This is a genomic window from Fluviicola taffensis DSM 16823 (assembly GCF_000194605.1).
Lineage (GTDB): Bacteria > Bacteroidota > Bacteroidia > Flavobacteriales_D > Crocinitomicaceae > Fluviicola > Fluviicola taffensis.
The window spans coordinates 817,246-841,851 of sequence record NC_015321.1; the positions used below are offsets into that span (position 1 = coordinate 817,246).

At 35.5% G+C, this 24,606-nt stretch carries 23 protein-coding genes; 21 read left to right on the forward strand and 2 right to left on the reverse strand.

The features are described from left to right. The first annotated feature begins 133 nt into the window (after positions 1-133). The 7 genes from FLUTA_RS03555 to FLUTA_RS03585 all read left to right on the forward strand — a co-directional run bounded on the left by FLUTA_RS03555 (position 134) and on the right by FLUTA_RS03585 (position 7,703). The gene (locus FLUTA_RS03555; protein ID WP_013685481.1) at positions 134-766 is read left to right on the forward strand and encodes a 4'-phosphopantetheinyl transferase family protein; all 633 of its coding nucleotides are present in this window, start codon (positions 134-136) and stop codon (positions 764-766) included. Further along, complete coding sequence (locus FLUTA_RS03560) at positions 753-1,493, forward strand: phosphoglycerol geranylgeranyltransferase (protein ID WP_013685482.1); 741 nt, start codon at positions 753-755, stop codon at positions 1,491-1,493. The genes FLUTA_RS03555 and FLUTA_RS03560 overlap by 14 nt, the downstream gene beginning before the upstream one ends. Positions 1,494-1,775: 282 nt before the next feature. After that, on the forward strand, positions 1,776-3,977 hold the full coding sequence (locus FLUTA_RS03565) for a M43 family zinc metalloprotease (protein WP_013685483.1): 2,202 nt from the start codon (positions 1,776-1,778) through the stop codon (positions 3,975-3,977). Between the two features lie 111 nt (positions 3,978-4,088). Further along, entirely contained in the window at positions 4,089-4,520 is a 432-nt protein-coding gene (locus tag FLUTA_RS03570) for a hypothetical protein (protein ID WP_013685484.1), read from the forward strand. Positions 4,521-4,538: 18 nt separating this feature from the next. Continuing rightward, positions 4,539-5,150 (forward strand): DEAD/DEAH box helicase, encoded by a 612-nt coding sequence (locus FLUTA_RS20495; protein ID WP_013685485.1) that lies wholly within the window; start codon positions 4,539-4,541, stop codon positions 5,148-5,150. Positions 5,151-5,154: 4 nt separating this feature from the next. Continuing rightward, a complete protein-coding gene (locus FLUTA_RS03580) occupies positions 5,155-5,529 on the forward strand; it encodes a hypothetical protein (protein WP_013685486.1) in 375 nt (124 codons plus the stop codon). Positions 5,530-5,633: 104 nt separating this feature from the next. Beyond that, positions 5,634-7,703, forward strand: a complete 2,070-nt coding sequence (locus tag FLUTA_RS03585; RefSeq protein ID WP_013685487.1) for a 7TM diverse intracellular signaling domain-containing protein — start codon at positions 5,634-5,636, stop codon at positions 7,701-7,703. An 11-nt stretch (positions 7,704-7,714) separates the two neighbouring features. Here FLUTA_RS03585 and nadC read toward each other — a convergent pair whose 3' ends face one another. Together nadC and FLUTA_RS03595 are read right to left on the reverse strand one after the other, a co-directional pair. Continuing rightward, entirely contained in the window at positions 7,715-8,548 is an 834-nt protein-coding gene (gene nadC, locus FLUTA_RS03590; RefSeq protein WP_013685488.1) for a carboxylating nicotinate-nucleotide diphosphorylase, read from the reverse strand. 101 nt (positions 8,549-8,649) lie between these two features. Continuing rightward, a complete protein-coding gene (locus FLUTA_RS03595; RefSeq protein WP_013685489.1) occupies positions 8,650-9,027 on the reverse strand; it encodes a DUF4783 domain-containing protein in 378 nt (125 codons plus the stop codon). Between the two features lie 172 nt (positions 9,028-9,199). On the opposite strand from FLUTA_RS03595, the gene rlmH reads away from it, so the two are divergent. From rlmH to FLUTA_RS03665, 14 genes are all read left to right on the forward strand, one after another. Continuing rightward, positions 9,200-9,673 (forward strand): 23S rRNA (pseudouridine(1915)-N(3))-methyltransferase RlmH, encoded by a 474-nt coding sequence (gene rlmH / locus FLUTA_RS03600; RefSeq protein WP_013685490.1) that lies wholly within the window; start codon positions 9,200-9,202, stop codon positions 9,671-9,673. 3 nt (positions 9,674-9,676) lie between these two features. Further along, complete coding sequence (locus FLUTA_RS03605; protein ID WP_013685491.1) at positions 9,677-11,029, forward strand: hypothetical protein; 1,353 nt, start codon at positions 9,677-9,679, stop codon at positions 11,027-11,029. A 7-nt stretch (positions 11,030-11,036) separates the two neighbouring features. After that, the gene (locus tag FLUTA_RS03610; RefSeq protein ID WP_013685492.1) at positions 11,037-12,152 is read left to right on the forward strand and encodes an acyltransferase family protein; all 1,116 of its coding nucleotides are present in this window, start codon (positions 11,037-11,039) and stop codon (positions 12,150-12,152) included. Between the two features lie 9 nt (positions 12,153-12,161). Continuing rightward, entirely contained in the window at positions 12,162-13,004 is an 843-nt protein-coding gene (locus FLUTA_RS03615) for an FkbM family methyltransferase (protein WP_013685493.1), read from the forward strand. A gap of 94 nt (positions 13,005-13,098) precedes the next feature. After that, a complete protein-coding gene (locus tag FLUTA_RS03620; protein WP_013685494.1) occupies positions 13,099-14,049 on the forward strand; it encodes an NAD-dependent epimerase/dehydratase family protein in 951 nt (316 codons plus the stop codon). Between the two features lie 3 nt (positions 14,050-14,052). Then, a complete protein-coding gene (locus tag FLUTA_RS03625) occupies positions 14,053-15,171 on the forward strand; it encodes a DegT/DnrJ/EryC1/StrS family aminotransferase (RefSeq protein WP_013685495.1) in 1,119 nt (372 codons plus the stop codon). Continuing rightward, positions 15,164-15,781: a DapH/DapD/GlmU-related protein gene (locus tag FLUTA_RS03630; RefSeq protein ID WP_013685496.1), complete on the forward strand. Its 618-nt coding sequence runs from the start codon at positions 15,164-15,166 to the stop codon at positions 15,779-15,781. The genes FLUTA_RS03625 and FLUTA_RS03630 overlap by 8 nt, the downstream gene beginning before the upstream one ends. 10 nt (positions 15,782-15,791) lie before the next feature. After that, on the forward strand, positions 15,792-16,541 hold the full coding sequence (locus FLUTA_RS03635; protein WP_013685497.1) for a hypothetical protein: 750 nt from the start codon (positions 15,792-15,794) through the stop codon (positions 16,539-16,541). A 28-nt stretch (positions 16,542-16,569) separates the two neighbouring features. Continuing rightward, positions 16,570-17,625: a glycosyltransferase gene (locus FLUTA_RS20500; RefSeq protein ID WP_013685498.1), complete on the forward strand. Its 1,056-nt coding sequence runs from the start codon at positions 16,570-16,572 to the stop codon at positions 17,623-17,625. Then, complete coding sequence (locus FLUTA_RS03645) at positions 17,622-19,091, forward strand: lipopolysaccharide biosynthesis protein (RefSeq protein ID WP_013685499.1); 1,470 nt, start codon at positions 17,622-17,624, stop codon at positions 19,089-19,091. The genes FLUTA_RS20500 and FLUTA_RS03645 overlap by 4 nt, the downstream gene beginning before the upstream one ends. Positions 19,092-19,120: 29 nt before the next feature. Continuing rightward, a complete protein-coding gene (gene asnB, locus FLUTA_RS03650) occupies positions 19,121-20,791 on the forward strand; it encodes an asparagine synthase (glutamine-hydrolyzing) (RefSeq protein ID WP_013685500.1) in 1,671 nt (556 codons plus the stop codon). Continuing rightward, positions 20,788-22,041 carry a glycosyltransferase family protein gene (locus FLUTA_RS03655; protein ID WP_013685501.1) on the forward strand — a complete coding sequence of 418 codons (1,254 nt, stop codon included), beginning with the start codon at positions 20,788-20,790 and terminating at the stop codon, positions 22,039-22,041. Before asnB ends, FLUTA_RS03655 begins: the two co-directional genes overlap by 4 nt. Before the next feature lie 84 nt (positions 22,042-22,125). Next, entirely contained in the window at positions 22,126-23,280 is a 1,155-nt protein-coding gene (gene wecB, locus FLUTA_RS03660) for a non-hydrolyzing UDP-N-acetylglucosamine 2-epimerase (RefSeq protein ID WP_013685502.1), read from the forward strand. 215 nt (positions 23,281-23,495) lie between these two features. After that, the gene (locus tag FLUTA_RS03665) at positions 23,496-24,605 is read left to right on the forward strand and encodes a glycosyltransferase family 4 protein (protein ID WP_043023624.1); all 1,110 of its coding nucleotides are present in this window, start codon (positions 23,496-23,498) and stop codon (positions 24,603-24,605) included. Position 24,606 lies beyond the last annotated feature (1 nt).

Sequence of the window (24,606 nt, forward strand, 5' to 3'; positions counted from 1 at the left end):
TTCTTTCTCCTAAACGAACGTTAACTCTTTATTAACTTTTCATTTCCGCAAAACCCCTTATTTTTAAGACTTATCATGTGAAAATTAAACTGTTTTTTGTTCGATAATTACTATTCTGACTTACTTTTGCTGCATGTCTAATATTTCGATTATCAATTTAAATGCTGTTTCTATTTATTTAATGGAAATCGATTCTGAGCTATTTGAATCTTATATTTTGGATCTAAACAATTCTGAAAAAGAAAAATTACAAGAGTTGAAACACCCCTTAAAAAAGCTGGAATTTGCTGCATCACGTTATTTAAAGCATCAGTTATTCGGTTTAGCATCCATTGAATATGACACTACTGGTGGACCAAAAATATCAGGTGTTGGCTACTTATCAATTTCACACTCAAGATCCCATGTTGGAATAGCAATTTGCCAAGACCACAAAGTAGGTTTAGATTTAGAGGAAGTTCGGGATAAATCCGTTCAGCTTTCATCAAAATTCTGCACACTTGAAGAAAGTCAACTATTTGACACGACTAACTCTCTGGATATGACAGCGCTCTGGTCACTAAAAGAATGCTTGTATAAGTTATCCGATCGAAAAAAATTAATTTTCAAGGAAGACATTCTTGTTTCCAAACGGCAGAATCGCATTTATGGGAAGATTACTAAAACATCAGGAATTTATGAATATGAATTACATGTTGAAAGCTTTCAACATTTTTTAATAACTTGCAATTTAGACAACGGAAAACTACTCCATGAACATCCTTAAAAGAATTCAATCAAAAAGTGGGCAACTGGCTTTATTGATAGACCCTGACAAAACAAAAGACGAGCATTATTTAATTCAATTAATTAAAAAAGCGGAATTTGCACACATTGATTTTTTCTTTGTTGGAGGAAGTACAGTTACCCGAAAAGAAATAGAAAAAGTAGTTTCATTTCTGAAACAACACTCAAAAATCCCAGTAGTTCTATTTCCTGGGTCGAGCAATCAATTGAGCGAACAAGCCGATGCATTGCTTTTTCTAAACCTACTATCTGGCAGAAATCCAGATTTTTTAATCGGTCATCATGTAACATGCGCCGAAGAAGTTTTAGAGATGGGTATCGAAGTAATTCCCACATCATACCTATTAATTGATGGAGGAAAAATGACTTCTGTCGCATATGTCAGTCAAACAACTCCAATTCCAAGTCAAAACACAAGTATTTCATTAAAAACAAGCATTGCTGGATACTTAATGGGCCAGCAATTAACCTACTTTGATGCGGGGAGCGGCGCCTTAAATGCTGTCCCAGTTAATCTGATTGAAGAATTAAAACAAAAAATCAATACGCCGATTATTGTTGGCGGAGGAGTTCGATCCATTGAACAAATAGAATCTTATAAAAAGGTTGGCGCCAATGTGATCGTAATAGGCACTAAAATTGAAGAAAATAGTGATTTTTTACTAGACATAGAAAGCTATAAAAGATCCTCATTTATAATTGATTAAGGAAAAAAAGACCGTTTAATCATCACCAAATACACTTTAATAAATGAGATCTCATATTATTCGAGTGTTATAAATAATTGAATTATATTTACCCAGTGTGAACTACGAAAACTAGGAGCTACGCATCGCGTCAGCCAGTACAACTGTCTGATTACATGCTACTTAATTAGGTAACAAAGCAACTTACAGCTCTCAAATTCAAATGTCTACACACCGCTTTTTCTATCCGAAAAGGCAACGATTAAGTTGAAAAACAATGTTGAATCTATTAAATTGTTAAACATGCGCAAAAAATTACTTTTGAGTGTATTTTCACTAATAGGAATGATTTCAACTGGGAATTCATTTGCTCAGGAAAACCATTTCAAATGTGGAAGCCATACACAAATGCAAAAATTGTATGCCGAGAATCCAGGATTGGAAGCTGACTACAAGAAACTAATGAATCGCTACACTGAAAACAGAATTGTTAATGGAAAAGCGATTACTGTTCGTATTATTCCTATCGTTTTCCATATTGTTCATGAATATGGCGAAGAAAATATTTCTGATTTGCAAGTAATCGATCAGGTTAAAATTCTGAATAGAGATTTCCGCAAAAAAAATGCTGATACGAGTGTTGTTATATCTCCATTTGATACCATTATTGGAGATGCGCATATTGAATTCCGTTTAGCTACAATTGACCCTTATGGAAACCCCACTAATGGGATTGAGCACATTTTCAATCACAATACAAACCTAGCAGATGATTATTCAAAATTAAACCAGTGGAATCGTGATGAATATTTAAATGTTTGGACAACGGGTACAATTGGTTCATCAGGAACTGCAGGCTACGCTTATTACCCAACAGGGGTAACTGGGTCTGGATTTTGGAGAGATGGTATTATCATCTTACACAATTACGTTGGAAGTATTGGTACAGGTACTGTGCCATACTCAAGAGCATTAACTCATGAGATTGGACATTACTTAGGTTTAGCTCACACTTGGGGGAACGATAATGATCCTGGTGCACTTAGCAGCTGTAATCAGGATGATGGTATTAGAGATACACCAAACTGTATTGGTATGACTACTTGTCAATTGGGTTTAAACTCATGTAATGACACACTTGTCTTAAATTCATATTGGGGACCTTCTTACAATCCAGTAGATAATGCTCAAAATTACATGGATTATTCATATTGTTCCGTAATGTTCACCAGAGGGCAATGTTCATTTATGAACAATGTATTGGATCAAGAAACAAGCGCTCGTAATAACTTATATACTCATGATAATTTAGTATTAACGGGAACAGATACAATTTTACCATCTACATCTATTCCAGTAGCTGATTTCTACGTAGATGTGAACGCTGGATCTCCAAACATAGGTCCAAATGCATTTGGAATGACTGCTTGTGTTAACAATCCAATTGCTTTTAAAGATGCATCTTGGAAAGCTACTATAACTTCATGGGAATGGAGTTTCCCTGGAGGAAGTCCATCAAGTTCAACATCTCAAACACCTCCAAATGTAACTTATGCTGCAGCAGGATGGTACCCGGTGACTCTAAAAGTTTCCAATGCAAATGGATCAGACACAAAAACAATCGACCACATGATTTATATTCAAGGAGATTGGGCTGATTATTATGGTCCTCGCTCTGATAATTTCAATCAAAATGCTGATTTCTGGATTGTTAACAATCCAGAAGAAAACTCCCCGTTTTTTCACCGTGTTACTTCAGGAGGACGTGATAATACAGCTTGTTTCAAATTAAACAACTTTAGATTGAATACAGCACAAGAGTTTACTGAAGACTGGTTTTATAATGACCGTCTTGGAAACTCAAAAGACTATTTAATTTCGCCTGCTTTCGATTTAAGAAACACTTCAAATGTGAATATTTCATTTGATTATGCTTATGGAACAAAAGCAAATGTAACTACTAATATTACTGAAAAATTGATTGTTTACTACTCAAGAGATTGTGGTAAAACATGGGTTCAAAAAGGAGTAATTACTGGAGCTGAGTTAGCTTCAGCAGGGTATGTTGGAAATGAAGATTACGTTCCTAACAATAATTTACAGTGGAAAACTAAAAATTACACTTATTCTGTTACAGCTTCTGATAATAAAACAAGATTCAAATTTGAGTTCTTTACTTCTGATTTTTCATCGAATTTCTATTTCGATAATTTCAACATCTCTGGGACTTTAGGAATCGAGGATAATGGTGTTACATCATCTATTACAATCGCTCCCAATCCAGTTGCTTCAGGATCCGATTTATCTGTTGAAATTCCAAACAGTGAACTTGGAATGCAATTAATCGTAATGGATTTGAAAGGTGCAATTATTTCAACAATGAATGTACCTGCTTCTTCAGGTGTTCAAACAGTGAATGTTCCTATGAATGTCGCAAAAGGATGTTACATCTTAAATGCTATTCAAGGTGCTGCTAAATCTACTCATCGAGTAGTCGTTTACTAAATAAAGATTCAACTTTTAGATAAAAAGCCCCGATTCCGTAAACACGGAATCGGGGCTTTTATTTTTTTGACACGTTCTTAAAATAGGTAATAATTTAGTATTTTCACAACTATGAGTCAATTCAAAACTTTTGCTACTCCATACCCCTTTCAAAGACCTGCATTCATTGGTATTCGTGAATATTCCTTCACAAACTCACTTGGCGATGAATATAGCGTACAATTTGTCCAAAAAAACAATCAAATCACTAATTACATCGTTGACTTAAGTCTTCGAAGTGAAGACCGAGATGAATACCAAACAATGAATACTGGAGATGTGTATAAAGTAATGGCAACAGTGATTGATATACTCATAGACTTTATAGAACACACTACCTACTGTCAAAGTATCGAATTTGTTCCTGTTTCAGAAAGTAATCATCTATCAAACAGAAGATCCGTTTTATTTTTACGTTACGTTCAATTTTTCAAGAAACTTACTGGATGGAATTACACCGTCATAGATGGAGTCTTTACTTTAACTCGCCCAAATACGAAATAAAATGCCTTATTTTGTAGAATGAAGTTTGAAGAATTAAATAAACGACTTGAAAACACACTAGTCGAATCAGGTTTAGAAGCATATACCGAAAAACAAGAGAAATTAGTCAAACTCTCCAAACAAGGTAAAAATCAGTTATTTTTTACCGCATTAGACGATGAATTAATCCAAGGCCTGCATTATATTTCTTTTATGAGAGCCCCTGAAATGCTCGAAGGTTCTCCAAGAGTATTGTGGTTTACCCCTACCTGGGAAAGTGCTCGCGAAAAAGTGAAGTCCTTTCAAAACCTCATGAAAAGAACAGATGTCACAATCGAAATAGCCGATAATAAAGGCAAAATCATTGAACAACGAAATGCCATTTTTGAAGGAGCTGAAATTCTAATCGGAAATCCAAAAAGACTACTCGAAATTTACACTCAAAATGGAATTCATGTCAACCAGTTAAGCTTAGTAATTATTGATGACGCTGACATTCTTTGTAAAGATCCACTTATCCTTCAAATGGTAAAACGAATTGCGGAAAGTTTGCCAAAATGCCAGAAACTCATCTTCGCAAATAAAGAACATCATCGATTAGAAGCTTTCTGTGAAGAAATTTGTACCTTTTACGAAATTTCTGATTTATAATTATATGAAGGCTAAGCAGATTAAAATACTTTCTAATATCTTTTATATTTTAGGAATTATCTGCGCTATCCTCTTATTCACTCATAATACACACGGTTTTTTTACAGCAATTAGAATAGGATTCTATGTTTTTGGAGGAGCTGGATTAGTCTTAAGTCTTCTTCAATTTACATTTATTACGGAAGATAAATGGGAGGATTTTAATTTGCTTTTCTGGATCGGTTCATTAGTTGTTTTTATTGGGTTTGTAGCGAAAACCACACACTTAAAATACGCTACTCACATTTTGATAGTAGGTCTTGCTATAACTGGTATCTCCTACTTCGTAAATCCTTTTAAGAAGGATAAAACAGATGAAGATGAATTATTAGACAACTAACTTATTCATAATCACTATTCAAAATGTTTTTATATTTAATTTAGAATCTAAGCTTCTACATTTAGCGTATGTAGTTTGCTGAAATGTTTTACTAATTTAGTGTAGTGAGAAAATTATTCGTTCTATCTCTGTTATTGCTTGTTAAAGTTGTTACTAATGCGCAAGTAATTATTAATTCTAATGACGATTTTATAAAATTAGAAGAACAACAAATCAGTTACTTCATTGCACCTCAAAAAACTTCTTCACTTCAAGAAATACGAAGTCATTTAAACGAATTTAAACCTGTGAATTCACGCATGGTAAATTTGGGATTCGAAACAAAAGATGTTTGGTTCTATTTCGAAACAAAAAACATCTCCGATTCCCGATTGATTCGTATGCTTAAATTAAGTAATCCAATCATTGACGAAGTGGATGTTTACAAACGTATTGGAAACAATACGTTTATTCCGGTTTCGAAAGGTGGAGATCAAAGACCATTTGCTTGGAGATATAATGGTAATCGAGAATTGATTTTCCCATTAAAACTAGATCCACATAGTACCAATGGTTTCTTATTTCGCGTAAATAATGGCGGTGAGCAATTTTACTTCCAAAGTTCGCTTGAAAAAGGATCATATATTCAAGTAAAACACGGAAATAAACAGGTTTTCTATGGCTTGCTTTTTGGAGTAATGATTTTCATTATTATTCTCAACCTTGCTATTGGAGTATTGTTTCGGCAGCGCATTGCTTATATCTACACCTTATACGGAGCTTCCTTTACCCTACTCCAAATGTCATTACTTGGCTTTGGAACAACTTGGCTCTGGACAGATCAATTCTTTATCTCAAATCGCGCAAATCCGATATTTGCAACCTTGGGTGTATTTTACTTTTTGAATTTTACTTATCGTTTCCTCGAACTAAAGCAAAATACTCCTCGAATACTTCCTTTTGTGCGATTTATTCAAATATCGTTATTGATAAACCTTTGTATCAGCTTGATTCCTGGAACAATTTTCATGAATATTTCAGCCATTACTGTTAATGCACTCACCTTGATTCTGAATTTATTTATCATCTATCCACTCATCATTACTTTAAGGACTGGTTCAAAAACAGCAAAATCATACTTAGTCGCTTTTTCTGTACTACAAATTTCAGTATTTGCTTTTGTACTTCGGAATTTTGGAATCATTCCAAACTCATTTCTCGCAGATAATGGCTTACAAATAGGATTCGCAGTTGAAATGATCATCTTAACATTTGCAATTCTACAACGTTTCAAATTAATGAATGATGCTTCCATCTCTGTTCTCGCTGAAGCCAATGAATTGAAAGAAAATCTAAACATTCAATTGGAAGCCGAGGTTGATTTACGCACGAAAGAGGTTATTCAGCAACGAAATGAATTGGAACATAAAAACGAAGAAATTACAAGTAGTATTTTATACGCAAAACGCATTCAAAATGCATTGTTACCAAGTAATTCATACTATACAAACTTAATTCCTAATCTGAATGTTTTTTATTATCCTAAAGACATTGTAGCTGGTGATTTTTATTGGATTAAACGTATTCGAATTGGTGAAGATATTTGGAAATTCGTCGCCGTTGCAGATTGTACTGGTCATGGTGTTCCTGGAGCAATGATGAGCGTTTTATGTATGAATGCTCTAAATGAGTCTTCTCGTTTATTGGAAGAAGCAGATCCTGCAGACTTATTAACGCGAGTGAGCACCTATTTGAGAAACTATTTACTGACAGACGGGATGGAGCTTTCAGATGGAATGGACATATCCGTTGTCTGTTTCAATTCAGAGAAAAAAATCATGCGTTTTTGTGGTGCAAATAATCCGCTTTGGATTCTAAATGAGACTGAAATAAAAGTAATTCCTCCAACGAAAAGACCCGTAGGGAAATCAGAATCAAGTTTGGCGTTTGTGCAACATGAGATGACTTATCACCCAAATGAGCGAATCTTATTGTTCTCGGATGGGTGTATTGACCAATTCGGAGAAAAAACGGGCAAAAAATTAAAAACCCCTGGCCTTAAGAAAATGGTTATCGACAAATTTGATTCAAATCCAACAACTCATTTGAAGAACATTGAAAAAGGATTACTCGAATGGATGGGTAAAGAAGAACAATTGGATGATATTTGTATGATGCTAATTGACCTGAATTAATTCAAGCTAAATTAAAATGTCGCTTTCAAACTCATATCCAAACTTTGGAAACTATGAGTCAGTGCACCAACAGAAATAAAATCAACACCCGTTTCAGCGAAAGAGCGAATGGTTTGCTTTGTTATACCTCCGGATGCCTCCGTTTCATAGCGACCATCAATGATTTCGATTGCTTCTTTTAACAAGGGTGGCGTAAAATTATCCAACATAATTCGATCCACCATTCCAACTTCCAAAACCTGATGTAACTCTGCAATATTACGCACTTCGATTTCTACCTTCAAACTTTTCCCTGTAGCCTTTAAATAATCATGCGTGCGAGTAATTGCTTCACGGATTCCACCTGCAAAATCAACATGGTTATCCTTCAACATAATCATATCGTACAAGGCAAATCGATGGTTCATACCACCTCCAATTCTTACAGCCCATTTTTCCATGTAGCGAATTCCTGGAGTGGTTTTTCGAGTATCTAACAACCTTGTATTCGTTCCTTCTAATAAATCAACATACGTTTTTGTTTGAGTCGCAATACCAGACATCCTCTGCATAAAATTCAACAATGTCCGTTCTGCACCTAAAATAGATTGAGCACTTCCTTTCAGATAAAAGGCAATATCACCAGGCTTTACCCAAGCGCCATCTGACAATAACTCTTCAAAAACCAATGTTGAATCGACCAATTCGCACACTTTCTTAGCAACTTCCACACCTGCTAAAACTCCCGTATCTTTCACTAATAATTTAGCAATTCCAGAAGCATTTTGAGGGATACAAGCTAAAGAGGAATGATCTCCATCTCCTAAATCTTCTTGCAAGGCATTTTTTACAATTTCATCAAACATAACGTAAAGGTAAAAGTAAAAAGTGTAAAGCGAGAATTGAGAAGTAAAAAGTGAGCAGGTCGAAGTGTTTCAATCAACTTTTCTCTCTTTTAAGTTCTGACTTACTCGATGGACAATGATTCTATACGTAAATCTAAACCAATGTGCTTCCACTTAATCGTTACGCGAAAAGATTCGCTTTTAGAAGTATAAATTCCAGTTGTCAATGGAGAATCATCGCTTTCCTTCCCTTTAAAGGTGAAACGAAAACTAGAAACTGGTTTGCGATTAAAGAAATCTTTCAATAATTGAGTGGCTTGTGACTGAGCATAAACACCTTCTTTTCCCTGAATTTGAAGTAACACTTTATCTTTTCCGTAAGAAATAATTTTAGTAGCATCTTCTCGTCCAAAAGCTTGCTCTACTGCCGAAAAACTGGCATCAGTAAGTACACTTAAGGAACAAATGATGGAAGCAATTAAGGATAAAATAAAATTCATAATTCAGACAATTTATCACTGGCCATGAACAAATATAATGCCTAAAATGAGAATCCGTAAAAAAAATCTATTAAAACGCTAGAACAATTAAAACTGAACTCTTTATTTAATTCTCTCAGACACTAATTCATCGAAAGGAACACACTAATCACAATTTTCGTATCTTCGTTGCATGCAGGTAACGCTACTTTGTATTGGGAAAACAGGAAAGAAATTTCTAGAAGATGGAGAACAAGAATACCTGAAAAGGCTTGGCCATTATTTGTCGTTCCAAATGCAAGTAATTCCAGATATTAAACAAGCAAAAAGCTTATCTGAAACACAAATCAAGCAAAAAGAAGGAGAATTAATCCTGGATAAAATTGGAGTTTCTGACACTTTAATATTATTGGATGAACGTGGTAAGGAATTCAGTTCGATGGAGTTTTCTCAGTACCTACAAGATCAATTTAATCGCGGTGGAAAGCAGCTATACTTTGTGATCGGCGGACCGTATGGTTTTAGCGATTCCGTTTACCAACGAGCAAATGGAAAAATATCCCTTTCTCAAATGACCTTTTCGCATCAAATGATTCGCTTATTTTTCATCGAACAAGTTTATCGCGCAATGACGATTTTGAAGAATGAACCTTATCATCATCAGTAGGTCATGAAGTATACTCAGTTTACATTATATGATTGGATATTCTTTTCAGCATACCTTATTCTGTTTAGTCTAATTACTATTCTAATCTACTTAAAAAACAAGGAGAACCCAGAATACCGTTATTTCCTGCCTCATTTCTTCTGGAAAATACTTATGGGTTTCGCTATGGCTTATGTCTATGTATATAACTATGGAGGAGGAGATACGACTGCTTACTGGCAAGGAGCTGACACCTTAAATAATTTATTTTATGAGTCTCCCTTGGATTATCTAACGGAGATATTCTCTTCCCCAACAAAAGATTATATCCCCCATTACTACAACCAGAAAACTGGAGTGCCCCCAATGTGGATTTATAATGAGCCAAACTCTTGGTTTATCTGTAAATTAAGTAGTCCATTATCATTTTTCTCCTTCAAGAGTTATCTCGCATTAAACTTGTTTTACTCAATTCTTACTACGATAATTTCTTGGAAATTCTTTCGCTTTCTGAATTCATACCTTAGCATTCAAAGTAAATATATTGCATATGCAATTTTGTTTATTCCAACTGTTGGCTTTTGGTGTACAGGAATCATGAAAGATTCAGTCACCTATGCCAGTTTGTTAGTTGTAATCATGGGAATTTTCAAAATTCTAAACAAACAATCTAGTTTTATAGTCATCATCAGTACCCTCATTGGATTGTCGTTTATTTATGTTACTCGCTCTTTTCTCTTGTTACCTATTCTAATTCCCGTATTCATCCTCTTTGTTTTCAGATTAAACAAAAACAAACCAGCCATTACAAAATTTCTAACTCGTCTTTTTGGGATTTCAATTGCTTTATCAAGCATTGTTTTTTTTATGAGCAGCGCTTCATTTTTGGGGGAATTCACATCTGAAAACTTAACAAAGTCAGCTAATACAATTTATTTGGATTTCCAAAACAACACCAACTATACTGGAAAACGTTATAATTTAGGGATTTCAGAAGTCAATTCTACAACCATGGTTACAGTTATACCCAATGCAATTTTAACAACGATTTACAGACCATTTCTTTGGGAGGCTGACAATGCTTTAATGGTAATAAATGGCCTTGAAAGTTCTATTTTCCTGACATTAACCTTATCCATCTTTCGTAGAAGAAGGGAAAAAGCGAATCTAATAAATCTCATAGACGATACTAAGACAAAAAATTTCCTAATCTTCAGCCTTTTGTTTGTGCTTATTCTAGCCTATTTTGTTGGTTTGACTTCAGGCTTATTCGGTGTGCTTGCAAGGCTTAAAGCTCCAATTCTGCCATTTTTCTTATTATATATATTCAGTAAAGTGGATAGAAATAGGAAACAAAATCTAACAATCTCTGAATAGGTATCTCATGAAAAAAAGCACGATCTATTTTAAAAATCTGGACGGTCTTCGAACAATTTGTTTTTTGATGGTGTTCTTTTTTCACAGCTTTACCAGTCAGAACTTAACGGTATTAAACTCCCAAACCTATTATACTGTCAAGGTTGGATTGTTTTCTAATGGAAATTTGGGAGTCAATTTCTTTTTTGTACTAAGTGGGTTTCTCATTACTTATCTGTTAATCGTTGAAAAACAAGATACTAAAAAAATAAATGTTATTCATTTTTGGATCCGGAGAGTCTTACGAATTTGGCCTCTTTATTTTTTCTGCGTATTCTTTGGCTTCTTTTTATTTCCCATTATTAAATCTCATTTTGGACAAACATCCCAAGAAACTGCTCATTTAATCAACTATGTGACCTTTACCAGCAACTTCGACTTTATCACAAATGGTAGGCCTGACGCTTCAATTCTGGGTGTTCTTTGGAGTGTTTCCATCGAAGAACAATTTTATTTGATTTGGCCTTTACTTTTGTCATTACTTCCTGTTAAACACTACTGGATTCTATTCAGCACCTTAATTTTAGCAAGTTTAGGATATCGAATTACGCATAACAACTATTACCATATTGAGTTTCACACCTTATCTTGCATGAATGATTTAGTAATCGGATCATTTGTTGCATGGCTAATCATTCGTTATAAAGCACTTCAGAATCGAATTATTTCCAGCTCACTTGTTACTCAAGTGTTACCGTACTTTGCTTTTGCAGTTCACTTCTTTGTTAGGGATGAAATACTAGCATGGAATAACAACCTTATCCCTTATGAACGAATTTTCACTTCAATCTTGATGTCATGGATTATTTTGGATCAGGCAATCAATATAAATGGAATTTTTAGACTATCTCGTTTTAAACTACTTATAAAGAGTGGGAAATACACATACGGGATGTATTGCCTGCATTTTTTAGCAATTCTGATAACAATTACATTCACAAAATCACTATTTCATCAGGATACTTTTTGGACAGTTTTGGTAATTGAGCCGATAATCAGTCTTCTGCTAACCTACTTTATTTCAATAATCAGCTACAACTACTTCGAAAAGTATTTTTTAAAATTGAAGCACCAATTTGTTTAATAATCGTTCATGAAAAGACTCCTCAAAAATAAAATTGCAGAAAATCTGCTAATAGGAATCATTCTATTATCCAATGCAAGAAATTGGGTTTTCAAACTGGTACCTTCCAATAATCACTATAAACCTGGAACAATTCGCACAGTAAAACGAAAAGGTATATGGTATCAATTGGATTTAAGTGACTATCAGGAATGGTTGGTCTATTTCTACTGTAAGTCAGACTCAAGCGATTATGTACTTAACTATCTTCAAAAGTCAGAAGCTATTTTCGATATTGGAGCCAATATTGGTCAAACAGCTTTTAATATGTTCACCATGCAAAAAGCAAAAAAGTTAAAACCGATTATTTATGCTTTTGAGCCATACCCCAGAACATTTAGCAAGCTTGAAAGCAACATTATTCTGAATAAAAACAACGGAATTAAGGCCTATAATTTGGGGTTGAGCTTTAAAAAAGGTACTTTAAACATGGTGCAGCATAGCCCTTCAAATAGTGGAGGTTTTCGTATGACGTCTAATTATTCTAAAGACACTATTTCTGTACCCGTTACGTCACTGGATGATTTTATTTTCGAGTATCAAATTTCATTCGTTGATTTTATCAAAATTGATGTCGAAGGCTTTGAGTTACAGGTTTTGAAAGGAGCAGAAGAAACAATTAAACGCTTTAGACCAATACTAATTTTTGAATATAGCGTCCAAAATATTCAAGTACAAGGTGGAGATATTGAAGAATCATTAGAGAAGCTTAAATCATTGAACTATAAAATAAGTACAAAAGAAGGTCTTAGTGATTTGAAATCGATTCTGTCATTAGACTATCAAACAGACTTAATCTGTATACCAAATTAATGTTTGCGCAATAACAAAGTGCAGATTTTTGTGTAATTTGGCTACTCCAATGGATCATAAAAAATAAGTTCCATGGATTTATTTCTGCACACAAATGATAAAAAATAAACGAATTTTTATAACTGGCGGCGCTGGATTCATCGCCAACACACTTATTTCAAACCTAATTGAAGAAAACACCATTATTGTCTTTGATAATTTCCACCGAGATACAATTAGCAATAGTATCTTCGCGAAACATAAAAATCTAACCATTATTAAAGGAGATGTTCTTGACAAGGAACTACTTACAAAATCAATGGAAGGTGCAGAAATCGTTGTGCATGCTGCTGGAATCGCAGGTATTGACACCGTAATTAAAGACCCTGTCAAAACCATGACTGTTAACATGATTGGCACTGCTAATGCATTGGAAGCTGCACGAATCAATCAAGTTAGTGATCGCTTTATTGATTTTTCGACCTCCGAAATATTTGGTTCAATGGCTTTCAAATCAACTGAAAAGGATGAAACTGTTTCCGGTTCTGCAGGAGAAGCACGATGGACTTATGCCGTTAGCAAATTAGCAGGCGAACATTTAACGCATGCTTACCACGCTCAATACAAATTACCAACGGTTACAGTAAGGCCTTTCAACGTTTATGGCCCAGGACAAACAGGTGAAGGTGCTATGCAAATTTTCATCAAAAAAGCTTTAAAAAACGAAGAGATTTTTATCAATGGAGATGGAAGCCAAATAAGAGCTTGGTGCTACGTAGATGATTTTGTAGATTGTTTGATGCGTTGCTTGGAAAATCCGAAAGCGGTGGGTGAAAGTTTCAATCTTGGAAATGCACGCGCAGTAATTACAACTTTGGGGTTAGCTCAAACAGTTTGTCGCGTATTAAACTCGAAATCTGAAATTAAATTCAGAGACCAACTTTCTGCAGATATTGAATTACGTATTCCATCGGTCAAAAAAACCGAAGAATTGCTTGGTTTTAAAGCAAAAGTAGATTTAGAAGAAGGAATTATTCGCACAGCAGAATATTTCAAATCACTATAAAGAATGGAAAAAAATCTTTTTATTCCTTTAATGATTCCCGATATTCAGCAACAGGATATTGATGCCGTTACTGAGGTACTGCAATCGGGAATGTTAATTCAGGGAAAAAAGGTGGAAGCTTTGGAAGAGCAAATCGCAGCTTATCTCGGAGTAAAACATGCTATTGCCGTTTCTAACGGAACCGCAACCTTACATCTCGCATTGATTGTTCTCGGAATTGGCCCTGGTGATGAAGTGATTGTTCCTGCCCTATCTTATGTTGCAACAGCAAACGTGGTTGAACTAGTTGGTGCAACACCTGTTTTTGTCGATATTGAATTGGAAACTTTCAATATCAACCCAAACTTAATTGAAGCAAAAATCACTTCAAGAACAAAAGCAATCATTCCGGTTCATGAATTTGGATTAGCTTGCAACCTGAGAGTTATTAATGAGCTCGCTAAAAAACACCAATTTGCAGTCATTGAAGATGCAGCTTGTGCTTTGGGAGCAAAAACAGGACAAATTTTTGCAGGCACATCTGGAGATTTGGGGTCTTTCTCATTTCATCCCCGAAAAGCAATTACTTCGGGTGAAGGAGGACTATTGGTTACCAATAATGAGGCGCTTGCATCCCAATTACGGATATTAAGGAATCATGGAATTGATGCGCGAGATGGAAAAATGAATTTCGTAGCAGCTGGATTCAATTACCGGATGACAGATATTCAGGCAGCCCTGGTATTAAGTCAGTTTCAACGGTTTGAACAGATTCTGTCTTCAAAACAAGCACTTGCAGAAATTTATTTTAAAGAACTTCAGGATACGGATTTTGTTTTGCCAACCGTTCCTGAAAACTATGTTCATACATGGCAATCATTTCATGTTTTAGTTCCAGAGCACATTGACCGGGATTCACTAATCCAACAAATGAAAGAAGAAGGTGTAGGTGTTAATCTTGGAGCACAATGCATTCCAAATGAAACCTTCTACCAACGTAAATATCAATTGAATTGTGCGGATTTATTTCCAAACGCATTAAAAGCAAACCGGAAAGGATTGGTTTTACCTTTGTATGAGCGCCTGAATGGTTCGGATCTGAAACAAGTTTGCATCATTTTAAAACAAGCCACAAATGGATAAGCTATATATCTTTCCATACAGCGGTTCGGGCTTAGAGGTTTTGGATTGCATTGATGACATTTCCAACATCGTTTTCGTATCCGACAATCAAGAGCACATTGGCAAAAATTTTCATGGGATTCCTGTTATTTCAGGAAATGAGTTTCAAAAAGTTAGCATACCTCACTTGATTAGTGTTCACGGAAGCGTTGCATCTTATCAGAATAGGTTGGAGACTATTCAGAGATTCAACAGCGACGTCTTATGGGAAACCGTTATCCATCCAAGTGCCGTTGTTTCAAAATATGCCAAGATCGGGAAGAATGTATTCATTTCTGCGGGAGTTTCAATTGGTCCGAATGCCACTATTGATGACCACGTAATTATACTTGCAAACTCAACCGTTCATCATGATTCTCATATTGGAACAGGAAGTATTATCTGCGGAAATGTTTTGGTAGCAGGAAATGTTGAAATCGGAAAGCAAGTTTACATTGGCGCCGGTTCTACTATCAAAAATGGAATTATAATTGATTCTAACTCGTTGATTGGAATGGGTAGCGCGGTGCTTAATTCCGTTGGCGAGAATGAAGTTTGGTATGGAAACCCGGCTAAAAAAATCACGCACTAATTGTTCCATTATGACGAACAGGGAAAAATACTATTTTGATGATTTTACAACTGCAAATTATCAAAATCTAATACGAATAGGCAAGGAAAATTACGATTTCAAATTATATCATGAACTTGAAAATCAGGATAATTTTATTCTATTGAGACATGATATCGATTTTTCCCCTCAAAGAGCACTTAGATGCGCACAAATAGAAAATGCCGAAGGTGTTCGGACAACATACTTTATCCATTTGCACAGCGAATTCTATAACGTATTCGAAAAAGAAGCATTTAATTCAATCAGGCAAATTATTGAATTGGGACATGACGTCGGGGTTCATTTCGATACGCATTTTTACGATATTCAAACAGAGGATGAAATTCGCCTTCACCTTAACGAAGAAAAATTGCTGTTGGAATCGTTATTTAAGGTGAAAATCCACTCGTTCTCATTTCATAATACCAACGCTTTCATATTAAACTGCAGAAAACCGGAATATGCAGGATTGATCAACTGCTACTCAGACTTTTTTCAACAAGAAATGAAATACTGTTCGGACAGTAATGGCTACTGGCGTTATGAACGAATGGAAGATGTAATTCGATCCAAATTCCGAAAATTGCATCTGCTTACGCATTGTGAATGGTGGACAGAAGAAGTCATGAGTCCCTGGCAAAAAATTCAAAGGGCAATTGACGGCAGAGCAGACGCTTGTAAACAACTCTATTCTGATTTGTTACATAGAAACAACATGATTAATGTTGACTGGGATTAATATCGTATCAAACTAAGGGTTTTACTAAATGAAAATTTTACTTATTCATAACTTAGCTTCCTCTCATTCGACATTGGCAAATTCCCTCAATAAAATAAAAGGGATACAGGCAAAATACATTACAACCTCAAAACACCACTACGTTTCGGAAAATGAATTTGGCACTTATATTCCTCTTTACGTTTCAAAAAAAAAGCCCTTTGCATTCCTGCTTCATAAACTGACATTCAAAAGACGGATAAAAAAACTCATTCAATGGTCAGATGTCGTTTATTACCTGTGGGATAGTTTATTGGAGGAAGAAGATTTGAAATTAGCCTATTCTTTAGGAAAACCGATTTTTATTGAATGGATGGGCAGCGATATTCGGGACCCTGAAAAATTGCGAAAAATAAATCCATGGTTTGACGAGACATTCGATAAAGGCTACGAGTACAAAGACCTGGAATCTTCTGATCGGAAAAACGGAGTTCAACTCAAATTTTCCAACTATAAAGCTCAGGCACTTGCTGCTCCGGAAATGAAATTGTACATTCGGGAGGATCTGTTTCCTCTCCCGAAAACCCTTTTCCAGCGAATTGAGATTAAAAAATTTTCACCTGCATTTCCTGAAATATCCATTCAAAGACCGAAGATTGTTCACTCTCCCTCTGCCCCGATTGCCAAAGGCACACCAACCATTGAAAAAGTGATATCCGAATTAAAAGAAACGCATGATTTCGACTTTGTTTACCTGCATGGAATGTCAAGAGACCAGGTACTGAAAGAAATGCAAACGGCTGACATTTTTCTGGATCAAATCATTTGTGGTGGCTATGGTATGGCTGCCTGCGAAGCAATGGCATTCGGAAAACCTGTCATGTGCTATTTATTACCGGAATTATTCGAACTCGGATTGCCATTGGATTGTCCGATCATAAATACAGATCCCGGCAATCTGAAAGAAAACCTGGTCCGTCTTCTATCCGATCCAGGATTGCGAAATCAAACTGGGATTAAAAGCAGGAATTTTATTGAAAAGTATCATGATTCCGATAAAATTGCCGCTCAATTAGTTGACATTTTTAACGATACCCAGCAATGAGATCATTATTAAAGCAACTAGTTGGTGAAAGTGCCATTTATGGGATCAGTGGGATTGTCACCAAATTCATCGGGATTTTCCTGGTTCCATTATACACGAATATTTTTGAGCCTTCAGACTACGGGATGATCAATATCATCAATTCCTTTTTCTTTTTCGTGGGCATCTTTGTGGTTTTCGCTTTAGACAATTCGGCTGCACGCTGGTTTTACGATACGGAAGATCTGGAAGACCGTAAAAAAACCATTTCAAGTTGGTTTTGGTTTCAATTACTGATCACAACTGTCGTTTGCTCAGGAATCATCCTTCTTTCCGGGTTCCTCAGTAAGAAACTATTACACACAAACGATCCGGATTTATTTATTATTTCTGCAATCAGTGTATTTACAGGGGTTTTACCAATTATTGTTCAAAACTGGCTTCGAATGCAGCGCAAAGCAGTTCACACAGTTGTATTCAGCCTGCTTTACTCTTTACTAACGATCGGGCTCACGATCTATTTCGTTTTAATGGAACGGTCCGGAATTATTGGTGTCTTTTATGCCGTAGTCATCAGCAATTCAGTGGCAAGTATCTACTGCATTTTCCTGCTCAGATCATGGATCTCCATGAAGTATTTGTCAGGGAAAAGATTGAAAGAAATGCTGGTTTTTGCACTCCCACTCATCCCTACATCCATAGCCTTTTGGGTCATCAATAGTTCTTCAACCTTTGTATTGGACTATTTTTATGATTTAGAGGAAGTCGGAATTTTTCAACTTGGATTAACCATTTCTTCAGCCGTTACGCTCTTTACCAGTTCTTTCCAAATGGCTTGGGGCCCCTTTGCTTATTCCATTATCAAAAAGGATAATGCAAAAGAAGTTTACAGTACCGTTCTAACTGCCTACACGATCATTGCAAACCTGATAGCACTTTCACTTGCCTTGTTTGCTTATGAGCTACTCGTTGTTTTTACAACACCCAATTATTATGATGCTTACCTTGTCGCCGGATTCTTGTCTTTTAATTCAACTATTTACAGTTACGTTTACATTATTGGGATTGGAAATGGAATTGTAAAAAACAATAAACCTTTGGCTATATCGGTATTATTGTCTGCCGCAGTGACAACAGGTCTATTAGTTGTGTTAACACCTATGTATGGAAAAACGGGAACTGCCATCAGTATGATTATCGGGAATATGATCATTCCTATTTACGTCTATTTCTCAGCTCAAAAAAGATACCACATCCCCTATAAAATGATACTCGTTCTTTCACTTTGCGGGTTCTCATTCGGGCTGTACCTTCTATATCTTCTGATTAAAACAGATGTGACCTATATCAATATCATTATCAAAGGAATTTTAATCATCGGATACATTATTTCCGGTTTTATAGCACTTTATCTCTGGGACCGAAAATCATTTGACGCAATCAAACAATTTTACAGCAATTTTAAAACCAGAAAAAACAAAGTTTAAATTTGTAACTTCAATCAAGCATTCAATACATGTGTGGTATTTCGGGAATCGTATCTTTTACTCCATCGGATAAATTTGTATCCGAAATTAAACTCATGACTGACAGTATCCGTCACAGAGGACCTGACGGTGAAGGACATTGGATCGATGAAAAAAACCAGGTTGCCTTGGGTCACAGAAGGCTTTCCATTATTGATCTTTCGGAGAAAGGGAAACAGCCCATGCATTACCTGGATCGGTATACGATTACATTTAACGGTGAAATTTACAATTACATTGAGTTAAAACAACAACTGACAGAAGCTGGTTATTCCTTCACTTCTGATACAGACACTGAAGTTTTGCTTGCTTTATTCGACCAAAAAAAAGAGGCTTGTCTGCAGGATTTGGATGGGATGTTCTCTTTTGCAATCTGGGATGCTAAGGATGAAACTTTGTTTTGTGCCAGAGACCGTTTTGGAGAAAAGCCTTTTCACTATTGTTTTCATGACAATCAATTCTATTTTGCATCTGAAATGAAAGCACTTTGGGCAGCTTCCATTCCTAAAAAGAAGAATGACCGGCTGTTTACTCATTTTGAAAAGACAGGTTCTGTCCATCTTCCCGAAAACATCAACGAAACCTTTTATGAAGCTATCTGGCGTTTGGAACATGGACACTGGATGAAAGTCAAACCGGACGGATCGCATGAAATTCAAAAGTATTACGATATCGACTGGAAAAAGCAAGATTGCAAACTGAACTTTCAGGATGCATGCATCGAGTTCAATCGCCTGTTTCAATTGAGTCTTACCCGGCGTTTCCGTTCCGATGTTCCCGTAGGAACAAGCCTAAGCGGTGGTTTGGATAGTTCTTCGATTGTTTGTAATATGAAACCCTACGCCCATCAGCAACAGGTTACTCCACTTACTTTTTCAGCCAGATTCAAGGACTTCAAAAAAGACGAAGGTTATTTCATTGAGAAGGTAATCGAAAAAACAGGTTTTGAATCCTACAATACCTGGCCGACAGGCATGGAAATGGCAAGTGATATTGAACAATTGTGCTTTCATCAAGAAGAACCCTTTGGAAGTGCCAGCATTTACGCACAATACCGCGTTCAACTCCTAGCAAAGGAAAAGAATGTTACTGTATTGATTGACGGCCAGGGAGCTGATGAAATTCTTGCAGGATATATTAACTATTACTCCGATTACCTGCAATCTTTATTCCACGAAAAACCTTTTTTTTCGCGCAAAAGAATCAAAGAACAGCATCGTTTTATTGATTTTCACACACCTCATACTGGCCTGAAAAAAGCATTGATAAAAAGATTAAACTACTACGAAGTAAAAGGTAAGATAAAACCCAATAAAGCTGTAAAAAGGTTAAACGAACATCTTTACAATAGTACTATGCGCGGTCCCTTGCAAGACCTGTTGCGTTATGCTGACCGAAATTCCATGGCACATAGCAGAGAGATTCGCTTACCTTTCTTGTTCCATGAATTGGTAGAATTTTGTTTCTCTCTTCCTGATGAGTTCAAGCTAAAACTGGGATGGACTAAATATATTATGCGTGTCACATTTGAAGAAGTTTTACCAGAAGAAATTTGTTGGAGAAAAGAAAAAGTGGGATTCGAACCGCCGCAAAATGAATGGTTAGAGAATGCTGGCATAAACGCCTCCTGGAGATCGTATCTCTTAAATAAATTTGAATGAAAAAAATATTAATAATCGCATACTTTTATCCTCCATGTAATGGAATAGCGGCATATAGACCCGCGGCATTTGCTAATGATTTTTCGATTGAACACGAAGTAAAGGTACTCACCAGACAATGGGAGGGAAATGAAAAGAGTTGGAATGATTACCTCAGTTCGAATGAAAAATCAAAAACAACAGAGAAAATAAATGAAAAACTCGATGTAATTAGAATTCCTTACATTTCAAAAATCAGGAAAAAGAATAAGCTCAAAACTTTATTCAAGCTCTGGCGAGGTGAAATGGAAACTGAAATAGTTCTTGATGATTTCTTTCAGGAAGCATGTGAACTAATTGAAAATTGGACTCCAGATTTGATTTTGGTGAGTGCTCCACCAAATAATTTGGTTTCCTTAGCTTCAGAATTAAATCGAAAATACACTATTCCATACATTGCCGATTTTAGGGATTTCGAAAATACCATTACATTAAACAACTCGCTTAAAATCCCATTCAGAGATCTTTTCATTCATCGTTTTATTATGAAATCGATGAAAAGATCGCTTGAAAAATGTTCCGCGATCGTTGGTGTAAACAATGAAATAACCAGCTACTTAGGTAAGGCAACCGGAAAACCATATAAAGTGATCTTTAACGGGTATGAACAATCGATTTTCAGTCAATTTATCCCTTTAGAAAACCTAAAAAGCGAGTTATTCCATATCACACTTCTTGGTTCAATTTACCCCGAACATGAATATGAACTATTTCTGGAGTCCTTTCAAAAATTCATTCAAAATAATCCAAATCCTAAAGTCAAATTCAATTTTCTAGGCACAGATGTCATCCCAGAAGTTGGTACTGCAATTAGAAAAGCTATCCCAAGCGAATTTTTACATATTACCAATCGAATTCCAAGAGCTCAAGCACTTGAAGCACTTGAAGCAAGTCACATCGTTTGGAAACCTGAATATATTGGATTATCTGGGGTGTATTCAGGAAAGATATTCGAATATCTCGGTGCCAAACGTCCCATTATTATTGCACCATCAACTGGTGATGTCTTAGATAAATTATTAGTAGAAACCAATGCAGGGGAGTCATTTAGCACAACCGATCAAATCACTTCCTATATCCAAGACCAATACGATGAATGGATTAAAAATGGATTTATTAACTACAATGGTAAACCAGAGGCAATCTTATTCTACTCACGCGAAAATCAATCTAAGATATTATTGGAGTATATTTCCAGCCTTGGCATTTGATTAAAAAAACTTTCGATTCATAATTGTTCAAAATATGTTAACATTGAACTTCAAAAAATAGTATTTAGATTAAGGAGATAAATTATGCTAAAATTGGTCACAATTATTGGTGCGCGGCCACAAATGATAAAAGCCGCAGCAATTTCAAGAGCAATTCGCTTACATTTTAACAACGAAATTGATGAAATAATTGTACACACTGGACAACATTATGATGCTGCCATGTCACAAGTGTTTTTTGATGAATTACAAATTCCAAAGGAAAAATATAATTTAGAAATTGGTTCGGGAAGCCACGCTGTTCAAACGGCAAAAATGATGCTTGCTATCGAATCGGTCCTTCTCCAAGAAAAACCAGATGCCTTAATTACCTATGGCGATACGAATTCAACACTTGCTGCATGCCTAACTGCAGTTAAATTATTTATTCCTATTATCCATATTGAGGCTGGGGTTAGAGGATACAACAAACATTTCCCGGAAGAAGTAAATCGTTTAATTTGCGATCACCTTTCTTCCATGCTTTTTGTACCTACGATAGCAGGCATAGAATCATTGAAAAAGGAAAGCATTATCCACAACAATCAGGTAAAAGTCGCAAACTTTAATCAACCAAAAGTTTTTCTTACTGGAGATATTATGTACGATAATACTTTATATTTTTCAGCCATCAGTGAGCAAAAAAAAGATATAATACAAGCGAAGTACAAGTTACCTGAAACATTTATTCTTGTAACTATTCACCGACCTAGCAACGTAGATGATTTCAATAAATTATATGGAATATTTACCGCAATTGAGCGCATATCCGTTGAATTCAACAAATCTTTCGTAATTCCAGTTCACCCAAGAACCAAAGCAATAATTGAGAAAAACAACGAATTATCGTCCCTGATTAAACAGTTGAACATATTATTGATCCCTCCTGTGTCTTTCATCGAAATGATTTATCTTGAATCCACAGCTTCTTTTATCATGACAGATTCGGGAGGAGTACAGAAAGAAGCATATTTTCTCCAAAAACCTAGCATTATAATGTTGGATGAAACTCCGTGGACAGAATTAATTGAATCAGGAAATGCTATTCTAACTGGGAATGATCCAGAAAAAATTTATTTGGCTTATAAAGAATTAACTCAAAAAAAATTAAAGTTTGATTTAAAACTATATGGTGACGGAAATGCTAGCACTTCCATTGTCCAAACAATTTTAAAGGATTTTAAAGGAAAAACAGTGTGATAAGATAATATTTGCGGCCTTAATTGGTAAACCAACCATATACTATAATTTCTCCTAATACAGGAACTTGAATCAACGGATGAGAAAATTTTGCGAGATATTGTTTGACGATTTCTCTTCCCCATTCATTTTCAATACAAGTCGAATAGGTAAATTTAATCAAATGCGGAAATCTAAGGGAATAAACAAGTATTTTAGCCTCAAATTGGTATTTTTTGAACATTTGCTACATTATATCGGATATTGATAAAGCTGTTTATTTTGAGCAGACAGCACTTGCGCTTCGAAATAAAGGAACGAATGTTTCCTATATTCTGATTAACTGTACCAACTTGGCATTACATAATTTTCTGATGGAAAATGGCTTTCTTGTTCAAACCATCGAAACTAAAAGCTTGTGGAAATCTGGAAAAGCAATCCGAACTTGCCGCAGATTCTTGAAGGAACTATCCATTACACAAGTTCACTGCCACTTAGCTCATGCGAATTGGATTGGATTATGGGCTGCAAAACTTTCAGGAATTAAAACGCGAATGTTCACAAGACATTCTGGAGAACCGTTGAAAACCCATTGGAAAGAACGATTAATCGACAAAATTCAAAACCGCTTAGCCACCAAAATAGTTGCTATTTCCAAAAACATAGATGACTTATTAAGCAAGCAAGGCGTTCCTAAGTCAAAAAGAGAGATCATTCATCATGGGTTTGACTTAGAGCGGTTTTCGAATCCAAATTTGCTTGAGGTTGAACGCATTAAAAAGCAATACAATCCAGATAACTTGAGCCCAACTATTGGAGTTATTTCACGATTTTTAGAATTAAAAGGAATTCAATATATAATTCCTGCATTTGAAAGTCTTTTGAAACAATATCCAAACGCACAATTAGCTTTATTCGGAGCCTCAGAAAATGCCGATTATTCTTCAACAATAAATGAGCTTTTAAAGAAGATACCAAAACAAAACGTTCAGATTGTTTCTTTTGAAAACAACGTTTTTGATTTGTATCAATTGTTCGATATCTACCTCCATGTTCCAATAAATCCAACTTGCGAGGCCTTTGGACAAACATATGTAGAAGCACTCGCTGCCGGAGTCCCGTCAATTTTCACGTTAAGTGGTATTGCAAGAGAATTTATTGTGAATGAAGAAAATGCATTGGTTGTTCCATTTGAAGACTCGGAAGCAATAGTAAATTCCATTATCCGTTTATTGGAAGATAAAGAGCTTCGTGAAAAATTACGTGTGAACGGGCAGAAAAGTGTCAATGAACTGTTCAGCTTCGAAACCTATATTGAACAGCTTCAAAGACTTTATTCCAAATAAT

Bases quoted from the DNA above. Each gene is read 5' to 3' on its own strand.
- FLUTA_RS03635 (WP_013685497.1), top strand. From the start codon at position 15,792: ATGACGAACAGGGAAAAATACTATTTTGATGATTTTACAACTGCAAAT.
- FLUTA_RS03580 (WP_013685486.1), top strand. From the start codon at position 5,155: ATGAAGGCTAAGCAGATTAAAATACTTTCTAATATCTTTTATATTTTA.
- FLUTA_RS03560 (WP_013685482.1), top strand. From the start codon at position 753: ATGAACATCCTTAAAAGAATTCAATCAAAAAGTGGGCAACTGGCTTTA.
- FLUTA_RS03625 (WP_013685495.1), top strand. From the start codon at position 14,053: ATGGAAAAAAATCTTTTTATTCCTTTAATGATTCCCGATATTCAGCAA.
- FLUTA_RS03645 (WP_013685499.1), top strand. From the start codon at position 17,622: ATGAGATCATTATTAAAGCAACTAGTTGGTGAAAGTGCCATTTATGGG.
- FLUTA_RS20500 (WP_013685498.1), top strand. From the start codon at position 16,570: ATGAAAATTTTACTTATTCATAACTTAGCTTCCTCTCATTCGACATTG.
- FLUTA_RS03565 (WP_013685483.1), top strand. From the start codon at position 1,776: ATGCGCAAAAAATTACTTTTGAGTGTATTTTCACTAATAGGAATGATT.
- FLUTA_RS03610 (WP_013685492.1), top strand. From the start codon at position 11,037: ATGAAAAAAAGCACGATCTATTTTAAAAATCTGGACGGTCTTCGAACA.
- asnB (WP_013685500.1), top strand. From the start codon at position 19,121: ATGTGTGGTATTTCGGGAATCGTATCTTTTACTCCATCGGATAAATTT.
- FLUTA_RS03570 (WP_013685484.1), top strand. From the start codon at position 4,089: ATGAGTCAATTCAAAACTTTTGCTACTCCATACCCCTTTCAAAGACCT.
- rlmH (WP_013685490.1), top strand. From the start codon at position 9,200: ATGCAGGTAACGCTACTTTGTATTGGGAAAACAGGAAAGAAATTTCTA.
- FLUTA_RS03630 (WP_013685496.1), top strand. From the start codon at position 15,164: ATGGATAAGCTATATATCTTTCCATACAGCGGTTCGGGCTTAGAGGTT.
- nadC (WP_013685488.1), bottom strand. From the start codon at position 8,548: ATGTTTGATGAAATTGTAAAAAATGCCTTGCAAGAAGATTTAGGAGAT.
- FLUTA_RS03655 (WP_013685501.1), top strand. From the start codon at position 20,788: ATGAAAAAAATATTAATAATCGCATACTTTTATCCTCCATGTAATGGA.
- FLUTA_RS03620 (WP_013685494.1), top strand. From the start codon at position 13,099: ATGATAAAAAATAAACGAATTTTTATAACTGGCGGCGCTGGATTCATC.
- FLUTA_RS03555 (WP_013685481.1), top strand. From the start codon at position 134: ATGTCTAATATTTCGATTATCAATTTAAATGCTGTTTCTATTTATTTA.
- FLUTA_RS03615 (WP_013685493.1), top strand. From the start codon at position 12,162: ATGAAAAGACTCCTCAAAAATAAAATTGCAGAAAATCTGCTAATAGGA.
- FLUTA_RS20495 (WP_013685485.1), top strand. From the start codon at position 4,539: ATGAAGTTTGAAGAATTAAATAAACGACTTGAAAACACACTAGTCGAA.
- FLUTA_RS03595 (WP_013685489.1), bottom strand. From the start codon at position 9,027: ATGAATTTTATTTTATCCTTAATTGCTTCCATCATTTGTTCCTTAAGT.
- wecB (WP_013685502.1), top strand. From the start codon at position 22,126: ATGCTAAAATTGGTCACAATTATTGGTGCGCGGCCACAAATGATAAAA.
- FLUTA_RS03605 (WP_013685491.1), top strand. From the start codon at position 9,677: ATGAAGTATACTCAGTTTACATTATATGATTGGATATTCTTTTCAGCA.